The organism is Cypionkella sp., assembly GCF_034376685.1.
Classification (GTDB): Bacteria; Pseudomonadota; Alphaproteobacteria; order Rhodobacterales; family Rhodobacteraceae; genus Cypionkella.
The window spans coordinates 1-11,560 of record NZ_JAXMJJ010000080.1 but is presented as its reverse complement, the minus strand read 5'-3'; the positions used below and the strand labels follow the sequence as shown (position 1 = coordinate 11,560).

9 protein-coding genes are annotated in these 11,560 nt (G+C 60.9%); 5 read left to right on the top strand and 4 right to left on the bottom strand.

The genetic code is table 11. The annotated features are described in order from the left end of the window. Positions 1-2: 2 nt before the first annotated feature. The gene (locus U1A24_RS15200; RefSeq protein ID WP_322322823.1) at positions 3-1,127 is read left to right on the top strand and encodes an aminotransferase class V-fold PLP-dependent enzyme; all 1,125 of its coding nucleotides are present in this window, start codon (positions 3-5) and stop codon (positions 1,125-1,127) included. A 235-nt stretch (positions 1,128-1,362) separates the two neighbouring features. Then, positions 1,363-2,649 carry an O-acetylhomoserine aminocarboxypropyltransferase/cysteine synthase family protein gene (locus U1A24_RS15195; protein WP_322322822.1) on the top strand — a complete coding sequence of 429 codons (1,287 nt, stop codon included), beginning with the start codon at positions 1,363-1,365 and terminating at the stop codon, positions 2,647-2,649. A 125-nt stretch (positions 2,650-2,774) separates the two neighbouring features. On the opposite strand, the gene U1A24_RS15190 is transcribed toward U1A24_RS15195, so the two are convergent. Next, complete coding sequence (locus tag U1A24_RS15190; protein ID WP_322322821.1) at positions 2,775-3,464, bottom strand: SIMPL domain-containing protein; 690 nt, start codon at positions 3,462-3,464, stop codon at positions 2,775-2,777. A gap of 171 nt (positions 3,465-3,635) precedes the next feature. Here U1A24_RS15190 and U1A24_RS15185 point away from each other — a divergent pair, with 171 nt between their 5' ends. Further along, complete coding sequence (locus U1A24_RS15185) at positions 3,636-6,722, top strand: hypothetical protein (protein ID WP_322322820.1); 3,087 nt, start codon at positions 3,636-3,638, stop codon at positions 6,720-6,722. A 90-nt stretch (positions 6,723-6,812) separates the two neighbouring features. Here the strand turns inward: U1A24_RS15185 and hppD are convergent, their stop codons facing one another. Next, positions 6,813-7,898, bottom strand: a complete 1,086-nt coding sequence (hppD, locus tag U1A24_RS15180) for a 4-hydroxyphenylpyruvate dioxygenase (protein WP_322322819.1) — start codon at positions 7,896-7,898, stop codon at positions 6,813-6,815. A 132-nt stretch (positions 7,899-8,030) separates the two neighbouring features. Here hppD and U1A24_RS15175 point away from each other — a divergent pair, with 132 nt between their 5' ends. Both U1A24_RS15175 and U1A24_RS15170 read left to right on the top strand, forming a co-directional pair. Beyond that, positions 8,031-8,486, top strand: coding sequence for an Lrp/AsnC family transcriptional regulator (locus U1A24_RS15175; RefSeq protein WP_322322818.1), 456 nt, complete (start codon positions 8,031-8,033; stop codon positions 8,484-8,486). 60 nt (positions 8,487-8,546) lie between these two features. Next, positions 8,547-10,511 carry a cation:proton antiporter gene (locus tag U1A24_RS15170; RefSeq protein ID WP_322322817.1) on the top strand — a complete coding sequence of 655 codons (1,965 nt, stop codon included), beginning with the start codon at positions 8,547-8,549 and terminating at the stop codon, positions 10,509-10,511. A gap of 53 nt (positions 10,512-10,564) precedes the next feature. On the opposite strand, the gene U1A24_RS15165 is transcribed toward U1A24_RS15170, so the two are convergent. Then, entirely contained in the window at positions 10,565-11,074 is a 510-nt protein-coding gene (locus U1A24_RS15165; protein WP_054004630.1) for a CarD family transcriptional regulator, read from the bottom strand. Positions 11,075-11,365: 291 nt separating this feature from the next. Further along, the coding region (locus U1A24_RS15160; protein ID WP_322322816.1) for a DUF3470 domain-containing protein at positions 11,366-11,560 on the bottom strand (195 nt) is incomplete at its 5' end.

Sequence of the window (11,560 nt, the reverse complement as noted above, 5' to 3'; positions counted from 1 at the left end):
CCATGTCTGAGACGTATTTCCTCTACCACTCCATCGGCATGTATCCCGGCAAGACCGCCGATCTGGCCCATGCGATGACCGAATTTGCCGGCGTTTGGGGCAAGCCCGATGACAGCCAATGGGCCTATGCGCTTGGCAAACGTCAAAGTTTCATCGACCGCTGGCGCGCGATCCTGAACGCCCCGCCGCAGTCGATCACCGCCACTGAAAACGTCACCGCCGCCTTCCACGCGCTGCTGACCTCCCTCCCCCAATCCCATCTGAAGGGTCGCAAAGTGCTGGTTGGGGCTGATTGCTTCCCCTCCAACCACTTCCTGCTGAATGGAATGGCCGAGAAATACGGCTTCACCCTGCACACCGTGCCGCTGCGCCAAGGCATGGGTTACGTCGAGGATGAAGACTTCATCGAGGCTTGGACCCCAGACGTCGGCCTCGCTTTGCTGACTTGGGTGTCGTCGCTCACCTCGCACCGCATTGACCTGAAACGCATGGTCGCCCACGGTCGTCGCATGGGGTCACTGATCGGCACCGACATCACCCAAGCCGCAGGCCTGATCCCGTATGACGTGATGGCCCCCGAGGTCGATTTCACCGTCAGCACCTCGCTGAAATGGATGTGCGGCACCCCCGGCGCGGGCATTCTCTACGTCAGCCCACGTCTGACCCCGCATTGCCACCCCGAACTGCGCGGCTGGTTCTCGCAATCCAACCCGTTCAACTGGGACATCACCGCCTTCGAATACGCCCCGGACATTCGCCGCTACGACAACGGCACCCCCGGCACGATGGCAGCCCTCGCCAGCCTGCCCGCGCTCGACTGGCACGCCACCCAAATCCAGAGCGACCTCCTGGCCCATAACCGCCAACTGACCGCCCGCTTGATCGAAGCCGCAGACGCGCTGAACCTCACCCTGCTCACCCCGCGGCAGCCCGAAAAACGCGGCGGCTCGATCATGCTGCGCCTGCCCGACAGCCACAACGCCGCCAACATCGTCACCGCCCTGCGCGCCCAAGGCATCACCACCGACGCCCGCAGCCAAACGCTGCGGCTCTCGCCCGGCAACCTCACCACGCTGGCAGGCACCGAAACCCTGATCGCAGCGCTGACAAAACTGCTGCGCGCCTAGCCCTTTCACATTGGCAAAAATACTCCCGCCGGAGGCATCCGCCTCAACCGCGAAAGCCTCCGGCGCAGAACAATCGCCATGCGCCAAACCCTTAACAAACCCTAAACGCCTAAAACCACCTCTTTGAAAAACAACAATATTCCAAACGGTCCCAACGCGGGACCGCGTCATTCTTTCCCGTTGCCGGAACTCCCCCCTTATCCTACCCTGCGCCCATTCATTCCGGGAGGATACCATGACCGCACCCCTAGGCTTCGACACCCTTGCCATCCACGCAGGCACCGCCCCCGACCCCGCCACCGGGGCGCGCCAAGTCCCGATCTACCAAACCACCGCCTATGTTTTCCGAGACGCCGAGCACGCGCGCAAACTTTTCGGCCTGCAAGAAGTCGGCTACATCTATTCCCGCCTGACCAACCCCACCGTCGCCGCCCTCGCCAACCGGGTCTGCGCCCTAGAAGGCGGCGCGGGGGCAATCTGCTGCTCCTCAGGTCACGCCGCCCAAATCATGGCTTTGTTTCCCCTGATGGGGCCGGGCCTGAACATTGTCGCCTCGTCGCGGCTTTATGGTGGCACGATCACTCAGTTCAGCCAGACCATCAAACGCTTCGGCTGGTCGGCAAAATTCGTCGATACTGAAGACCTGCTGGCCGTCCAGCATGCCATTGATGAGAACACCCGCGCGATCTTTTGCGAAACCATCGCCAACCCCGGCGGCTATATCTCTGACCTTGATGCTTTGGCCCGCATCGCGGATCGGGCGGGCATTCCGCTGATCGTCGACAACACCACCGCCACGCCATACCTGTGCAAGCCCATCGAACATGGGGCCACGCTCGTCGTCCATTCCGCCACCAAATATCTGACAGGGAATGGCACCGTCACCGGCGGGGTTGTGGTGGACAGCGGCAAGTTCGACTGGTCAGCCAGCGATAAATTCCCCAGCCTCAGCCAACCTGAACCAGCCTATCACGGCCTCACCTTCCATGCGGCACTGGGGGCGATGGCCTTCACCTTCCATTCCATAGCCATCGGCCTGCGCGATCTGGGCATGACGATGAACCCGCAAGGCGCGCATTACACGTTGATGGGGATCGAAACCCTTGGCCTGCGGATGCAGCGCCATATCGAGAACGCCAAGATTGTCGCGGAGTATCTCGAGCAAGACCCTCGGGTGGAATTCGTGACCTATGCCGGGCTGCACTCCTCACCCTATCGCAAACGGGCCGAGTCGATCACTCCGAAAGGTGCAGGGGCGTTGTTCACCTTCGCGGTGAAGGGCGGCTATGACGCCTGCGTCAAGCTGGTGGATAGTGTGAAACTGTTCAGCCATGTCGCTAACCTCGGCGATACCCGCAGCCTGATCATTCATCCGGCCTCGACCACCCACAGCCAGTTGGACGATGAAGCCAAAATCCGCTCGGGGGCCGCGCCGAATGTGGTGCGGTTGTCGATCGGGATCGAGGATGTGAAGGACATCATCGCCGATCTGGATCAAGCCTTGGCGGCGGCGACGGCATAAGACGGCAAAGCCCAGACCGGGATCCAGTCTGGGCTTGCTCTTTTTGAAATACTCCCGCCGGAGGCTTCTGAGGCAAATGTCGGATGCCTCCGGCGGGGATATTTAGGCCAAGATGAAACGCGAAGTTACTCGACAATCTCATAGGTGACCGTCACCGACGCACTCATGCCGATCTGGCCCGAAGCGACGGGAACGGCGGCCGCCGCTTTGGATTCGTCGCGGAACATCGGCATCGGCGCGCCGTAGCCCGCTGTTTCGGTGATCGACTCGATCTTGCCCAGCTTGACGCCAGCGGCCCCTGCCAGCAGTTCGGCACGAGCTTTGGCATCGGCGACGGCGGCTTTGCGGGCCTCGTCCTGCGACGGGCGCGGGGCGGCGAGATCAAAGGTGATGCCGTTCAGCGTGTTGGCACCATCGGTGATGCTGGCATCCAGAACCGTGCCAAGGGTATCCAAAGCGCGCACCCGCACGCTCAGCATGTTTGACGCCACATAGCCCGCGATTTTCGGGGTGGAGCCTGCCTCGTAGCCGACCCAGTTCGGGTTCAGCGACAGGTTCGAGGTTTGCAGATCGCGGTCTTCGATCCCTGCGGATTTCAACTTGTCGATCACCGCTTGCAGCGCCTTGGAATTGGCTGCCATCGCCTCTGCCGCAGATGCGCCATCGGTGGTGACGCCCAGCGAGATCGTCGCCATATCGGGCGTGACCTGCACGGTGGCTTCACCGGTGACGGTGATCACATTATCGGCAAGAGCCGGCGCTGCCATCGGCAAGGCCAGGGCAGCAGAGAGCAGCAAAGCATTCATCACACGCATGGGAACCTCCAAAAGTTGTGCGTCTTAGGTGTAATGCTATGACGCGGGCCGCAAGTCATTCCTTGGCGGCGATCTGCGTTTTTCTTTCCTTCGGCAAAAAGCTGCTATAGGAAGGGCCTCACCCTGCGGCGCGCGTTTCCTGCTGTGCCCTCTTTGTGCTAGACCCGTGAAATGAAACCAGCTTTTGCACTCGACTTCCGGGATGAAACCATCAGCTTGCTGCACCGCTCTGGCAGTGGTTGGCAGCTTGTGGGTGCAGTTCCGCTTGATACTCCCGACCTGACCGAGGCCTTGGGTTACTTGCGGGCGACCGCTTTGGGCCTGTCACCGCGCGGCATGGCCACCAAGCTGGTGATACCGAACGATCAGATCCTGTATCTGAATGTCCATGCGCCGGGGCCGGACGAGGCTGCGCGCCACGCGCAAGTCATGGCAGCCCTTGAAGGGCGCACGCCCTATGATGTCGCCGATCTGGCCTTTGACTATACCGGGACCGGCCCGGATGTGCAGGTCGCGGTGATCGCAAAAGAGACCTTGGCCGAGGCCGAGAGTTTTGCCGCCGAGCATCGCCTGAACCCGATTGCTTTCGTCGCGGCCCCCGAGCCAGATAGCTTTGCGGCAGAGCCTTGGTTTGGCCTGTCGGCGATGGCCCCGTCGCTGATCGCGGCAGGCGCGCAGGTGGAGCGTGACAGCAGCCCCGTTATGATCGTGGCGCGTGGCTTTGGCAGCTTGGGGCAAAGTGCTGATGCGGCGACCGAGGCAGCGCAGCAAACGGCTGCGCCGGAATTGGAAGACCCACCCGAGCCTGAAGCGGCGTTGACGCCCGAAGTTGGGGTTGAACCAGTTGTGGTTGAAGCAAAAGTCGTGGCTGAAGCAGAGCCTGCGATCGAGCCCGAGGCCGTGGTCGAACCGGAAGTTGCCATTGCACCGGATGATTTGCCCGAGCCAGAGTTCATCGCTGAACCCGAACAGCGGCTTGCGGCAAAACCGGCGTTTGAGGCTGCGCCTTCAGAGGCCGCGCCTTTTGAGAACGCACAAGAAGACATACAGCCCGCAGCGGTTGTGCCAGACCAGCCACAGCCTCGCAAAGAGCCTGCGCGGAACGCGGCACCCGCCACCGTTACACGCGACACGCCCCCTGCATCTTCATTTGATGACGATAACGCGTTGATTGCGGCGCTTGCCGATACGTTGTCGTCGCCAATCCCGCAACCAGACCGGCCACCGCCCGCCCCTCCTGCACCGCGAAAGCCGATGGTCGAGGTGGAAGAAGCGCCGATGGCTTTGGATGTGCCCGATGATGCCGGCGACGCAGAGGAGACCGAACCGGCCGAGCCTCAGGGCGCCGAGGTGATCCGGGCGGCGATTTCGGCACAGGCGGCGCGGGTGATTGATCCGGCGATCGCGGATGATTTGCCGCCCTCGCCTGCGCCTGCCGCCTTGGGGGCTTTCTCAAGTCGCCGTCAGGGCAATGACCCATTGCCGCACAAAGCGCTGCCGGTTGCGCCGATCAAGGCCGGCGTGCCACGTCCGGCAGGCGCAAAGCCGCTGAGCGCGATGCCCGCTGGCGGAACGCCACGCGCGCTGCCGCCAAAGCCGGATCTGGCCGGAAAAGTGGCAAAACCTGCCAAAGCCGGCTTGCGCGGTCTGTCTGCCTTGGTCACTGCGCCGAACGCCGCCGGGGCCAAGCCACGCAGCAAGGTCGCCATCCCTTCAGCCTTGCCGCCGCTGAAACCCGCCGATGCCGCAGGCGCAAACGCCACCAGACCGCAAGCCCCGCGCCCGACAGCCGCGCGCGGGCCCAGCGGGTTTGCTGCGCGCGAGCCGATGCGCGGCAAACCGCGCTATCTTGGCCTGATGCTGACAGCTGTATTGCTGTTCCTGCTGGCGATGATCGCGGCTTGGTCGTCTTATTCGATGGGCGCCTGGAACACCGGAGCAGATGCGCCCGTGCAAGTCGGTGCGACCAACCCGGATGGCTCGACAGCCATTGCGGCGGCGGACATGCCGGATGCCGATGAAGAGATGTTGGCCGACATGCAGGATCCGACAGAACTGTCAGACACCGCATCGGTCAGCGATTCACCTGTGCCTGCTGAGCAAGAGGTGGCCTCGCCCGATGCGGTGGATCTGGGCGGCACCAGCGCCGAGCCTGCCCCGACGCTGGATGTGACCGCTGAAACCGCAGCGCAGGTCAACCCAACCGCAGGCACCGATGATGAGATCTTTCTCGCCTCGATGGATGCCGCGCCCTCCTCGTCCGATCCGTTATCGCTGGCGTCGCCGCAGGCCCAGGGCGATGTGATGCCTGCGGCACAGCCCGCCCCCCCGCCTTACGGCACCGTGTATCAGTTTGAACCGAATGGAGCCATCACACCAACGCCCGAGGGGATCATCACGCCCGAGGGCGTTTTGCTGCGTGCTGGCAAGCCTTCGCGTGTGCCAACCGCGCGGACAGAGGCCGTTGTCGCGGCAGTCGCAGCTGCAAAACCGGCAGTTACGGAGGCGGCACCGGCCAGCTCAACGACATCTGCCGCCGCCGCTCCGGCGGTTTTTGCTGACCCAGCGCTGGCGGGGAAAAAGCCGAAAACCCGCCCGGAAGGCCTGACACCGCCCGCTGCTGCGGATCAGGGCGCATTGGCCCCCGAAGCTGACAGCCGCCTTGCCGGATTGCGCCCGACGCCGCGCCCCAGCGGTATCCTTTCAGCGGGGCGTCAGGCGCAGCAAGCCTCGGCAGCTGCGTCGCTGACCGCGCAGGCCGAAGCGTTGACCCAAGAGGCGGCGCTGACCGGCGGCTCGAAGCTGGCAGTGGCGATCAGCCGCAAGCCTGCACCCCGCCCGCGGGACCTAAGCCGCGCTGTGGAGGCCGCCGTTGCAGCCGTTGCGCGCCAACCCGATCCTGAAGCCGCCGTTGAACCGCAGCCGCGACTGGCGGCGATCCCTGAGAAAAACGCCAGCCCCGAAGACGATGGCGAACCGGATGTTGTGTCAGCAGCACCGAAGATCCCGACCAAGGCCACCGTGGCGAAACAGGCGACATTCAAGAATGCGATCAACCTGTCCAAGCTGAATTTGATCGGGGTTTATGGCACGCAATCAAAGCGTTACGCTTTGATCCGCACACCGGCGGGTCGTTATAAGAAAGTCCGTGTCGGGGATACGATTGATGGGGGCGGCCGCGTGGCAGCGATCACCGCCACGGAAGTGCGCTATCAAAAAGGGGGTCGTCTGGTCGCTCTGGCAATGCCGAAAGGCTAGGACGGTTTGCGTTTGCCTGAGCCGCAATTCGCGCCAAAATCTGCGCGCCTTGTGATGTTTCTCGGTCAGATAGAACGCAAACCCCTTTGATCACCCAGCCGTCAGCACACCCCGATCAATCTGATCCTGTTCGATGCTTTCGAACAAAGCCCGGAAGTTGCCCTCGCCAAAGCCGTCGTCGCCCTTGCGCTGAATGAACTCAAAAAAGATCGGGCCGATCACGGTTTTTGAGAAGATTTGCAGCAAGATCCGGGTTTCTCCGCCATCCACCACGCCCTCGCCGTCAATCAGGATGCCATGCTTGGCCATCGCGTCCAGCGGTTCCTGATGTCCGACCACGCGGGTTTTTGACAGTTCATAGTAAGCCATCGGTGGTTTTGGCATGAACTTGAGCCCGCGGGCGGCGATCTCGTCAGTGGCGGCATAAATATCCTGCGCCCCGACCGCGATATGCTGGATGCCCTCACCATTGTAGCGCTTGAGGTATTCGACGATCTGCCCAGTTTCGCCGCGATCTTCGTTGATCGGAATGCGGATGCGCCCACAGGCCGACGTCAGCGCGCGGCTGAACAGGCCCGAGTGTTTGCCCTCGATGTCAAAGAAGCGTATCTGCTTGAAGCCGAAGATTCTGCCATAGAAATCAAACCACTTGTCCATATTGCCCTTGTGGACATTGTGGGTGAGATGGTCGAGATAATAGAAACCCACCCCCTTGGGTTTGTGATCGGTGAAGGTGAAATCCTGGTAAGGGTTCGCAGCACCGTATTGATCGACAAAGTAGATCAACGAGCCGCCGATGCCGACAATCGCCGGAACCTCCACCGTCTTGGCCCCCAGAAATGGCTCTGCTCCCTGTGCCACCGCATGCGCGAAAGCCTGCGCCGCATCCACCACCCGCCAGCCCATTGAGGGCGCGCAGGGGCCATGTATGTCGACAAAATTGCGGCCGTGGCTGCCGGGCTCGTCATTCAGGATATAGGTGATGTCGCCCTGCTGCCAAAGCTCGATCGCTTTGGTGTTGTGGCGCGCGGTCAGACTATAGCCCATCCGCGTGAACAGGTCGCGCAACGCTTGCGGATCAGGATGGGCGAATTCGACAAACTCCATGCCATCGGTACCTGCCGGGTTGGTGGCGCTGATGCTGGCTTTTGCGGCGGAATGTGGAAACGGACCCATGACATGCCTATTTTGATTACGTTTCGTTATTATAACGCATTAGTGACACGCAATTTGCGCGTAGTTGGCTTGTCTTGCCGCAATCGGCGCGCGATACACGCGGGATACCTGAATTTGACGCGAGAAACCCGCATGCTGGACACTATCGACTCACGTCTGCTTGCCGAAATACAAGCCAATGCCATGCTGACGGCGCAGGAGCTGGGTGAACGGTTGAATCTGTCGCCCAGTCAGGCAGCGCGGCGCAGGCAGCGGCTGGAGGCTGAAGGCTTTGTGACGGGCTATGCCGCCAAGCTGTCGCCTGCCAAGGTCGGGCTGACGGTGCAGGCGTTTGTGCAGGTGCAGATGGCCACGCATTCGCCCGATGCCGCGCGCAGTTTCGGCACGTTGCTGGCGACCTGCCCCGAGATCGTCTCGGCCTGGACGCTGACCGGAGAGGCGGATTACCTGCTGCGGGTGTGGTGCGCGGATTTGCCGGATTTGAACCGGGTAATTCACACGCTTTTGCTGCCGCATCCAGCGGTGGCACGGGTGCAGAGCCAGATTGTGATGGACCAATTCAAAGCGGATGCCCCCTTGCCGACCTGAAGCTACACCCGATCCAAAGTTGCTTCCGACGTAATGCTGTTGCCAACCTGAAAGTGCGTGATGGAAAGTTTTCTGCTGCAAGCCTCAATCTACTTGGGTGCCGCCGTTTGCGTCGTGCCTTTGGCGGTGCGTTTGGGTTTGGGCTCGGTGTTGGGTTATCTGGCGGCAGGGATTCTGATGGGGCCGATCTTGGGTTTGGCCGGGGCAGAAACCGCCGATTTACAGCATTTTGCCGAATTTGGCGTGGTGTTGATGCTGTTTCTGATCGGGCTAGAGTTGGAACCCAAATCACTGTGGGAGATGCGGCACAAGCTGTTGGGCATGGGTGGGGCGCAAGTGGTGCTAACCACCGCCAGCGTCGCTATGGCGTTGATCTGGTTTGGGATGTCTCCGGGGGTGGCATTGGTGCTGGGGATGATGGCCTCACTGTCATCCACCGCTATCGTGCTGCAAACGCTGTCTGAAAAGAACCTGATGCGCACGCAGGGCGGGCGATCAGCCTTCTCGGTTCTGTTGACACAGGATATGTCCGTCATCCCGATGTTGGCGATCATTCCCCTGCTGACGCTGCCGGATCTGCTGACGCAAAAGTCAGATGTCTATGGCGTCAACAATGCACAGGATCTTGTGGACAGCCATGAGGCCGCCTCGCCGCTGTTCAGCACGGTGCAATCGCTGCCCGGCTGGGGCGCAGGCTTGTTGACGCTGGCAATCGTCGCCGGGATCGTGCTGGCCGGACATTACCTCAGCCGCCCGATCTTCCGTTTTGTGCATGCCGCGAAATTGCCCGAGATGAGCACGTTCATCAGCCTGCTGATGGTATTGGGTATTGCGTTCTTGATGGTGCTGGTGGGGCTATCGCCGGCTTTGGGCACCTTTGTGGCAGGTGTGGTTCTGGCAAACTCAGAGTTCCGCCACCAGCTGGAGGCCGATCTGAAACCGTTCAAGGGCCTGCTGTTGGGGCTGTTCTTCATGACGGTCGGCGTGGGCATCAATTTTGCCATGCTGGCGCGCGAACCGCTGACGGTGTTGGGGCTGACCTTGGGCCTGATGTTGCTGAAGGGCTTGATTTTGCTGGGCATTGCGCTGGTATTCAAGCTGAAGCGGCAAGACCGCTGGTTGTTCTCGCTGAGTCTGGCGCAGGGTGGGGAGTTTGGCTTTCTGATTGTCAGTTTCGCGCGCTCCGAAAGCGCTTTGCCGCTGGCGGCGGGGCAAATGGGCCTGCTGGTGATCAGCCTGTCCATGCTGCTTACGCCCTTGCTGTTTATTGGCTATGACTGGTTGACGACCCAGTTTGCGCAGCGCACGCCCGAGCAGGCACCCGATGAGATCGACGAAAAAGGCCGGGTGATCATCGCGGGCATTGGCCGGTTTGGGCAGGTGGTCAATCGGCTGATCCGCACCTCGGGCATTCCGACGGTGGTGCTAGACAACGATATGACCACGATTGAGACGATGCGGAAATTCGGCGTGAAAGGCTTCTTCGGCGATCCGGCGCGGCCAGAACTGCTGGAAGCAGCGGGGCTGGCAGATGCGCAGGTGATCGTGATTGCTGTGGATGACAGTGACACGGCGACCCGCATCGTGCGCTATGCCAGATCGCGCCGCCCTGACATTCATATCGTCGCGCGGGCGCGGGATCGGGTGCATGTCTACGAGCTGTATCAAGCCGGGGCGAATGACATTGTGCGCGAGACCTTCGACAGCTCGATCCGGGCTGGGCGCTATGTTCTGGAAAACATGGGATTTTCCGAATACGAGGCCGCCAAGGTGTCGCAGGCCTATTATCGCGTCGATCGCGGCGCGATGCGCGATCTGGCCGAGGTTTGGGTGCCGGGACAGGCCACGCATCTGAACGAGGCCTATATCGCGCGGGCCAAACAGTTGGACCGCGATCTTGAAATCGCTTTGATGGAAGAACTGCACGAGGTCAAACCAATGGCAGCCGAAGAGCCCGCTGAGGTGTTGGAGGCGATGCTGTTTCCCGATCTGGAAGAACCCAGCGAGAAACACACGGATCAATAGCAGCCATGAAAAGAGGCGGCCCGAAGGCCGCCTTCTTCAAATTTCCAGACACATCAGGCCGCGCGGCCAATCAGCACGTCGCCGACTTTCTTCTGCGCGCCAGCTTCATCGACGCCAGACACGGCGGCAACTTCGCGCGTCAGACGTTCCAGCGCTGCTTCATAAAGCTGACGCTCGGAATAGGACTGTTCGCGCTGATCATCGCTGCGGTGCAGGTCGCGCACGACCTCTGCAATCGCCATCAGGTCGCCGGAGTTGATCTTCTGCTCATATTCCTGAGCCCTGCGCGACCACATCGCACGCTTCACACGGGCTTTGCCCTTCAGCGTGTCCAGCGCCTTGGTCACCAGATCTGGCGAGGACAGCGAACGCATGCCAACATCCGTTGCCTTGTGGGTGGGCACCCGCAGGGTCATCTTGTCTTTCTCAAAGGAAATTACGAACAGTTCCAACACGAAACCGGCAATTTCTTGCTCTTCAATCGAGATGATGCGGCCGACGCCATGAGCAGGGTAAACAACGAACTCGTTCGGACGAAAATCAGGCTTCTTCGATTTGGTCATACAGTCGCTTCCTCGGCAGGAACCTGTTCCGCAAAAAACATCACCGTCCCGGGAAATCACCCCGACCGAACGGCTTATCTTTTCGACTAGATTTTCACCCCAAGCGGACAGCTTTGGGATTTGTGCAGGTATCCGTGTTTATTTGTAAGACATGTGTAACACAAAAATGCACTGATTCCAACCACCACGAAAGATCAGCGCAAGCGCTTTACGAGTTGGAATCACTATATTTTCTGCACCCTACCCGATTCGTGAACGCAAAGTCACCGAATCAGCTGCAATACCTGTGGCTTAGTTGCCCTGCCCCGGCGCTTCGGAGAAATACTTCTCGCGCTTGTCCGTCTCGCCGTCGCGTTCTTCGTAGCCCGGCAAAGGATCTTTTTTCGTGACAATCACCGGCCACATTTCGGAATACTTGCGGTTGAAAGTAACCCAAGCGTCCATATCCGGCGCAGTATCCGGGCGGATCGCGTCAGCGGGGCATTC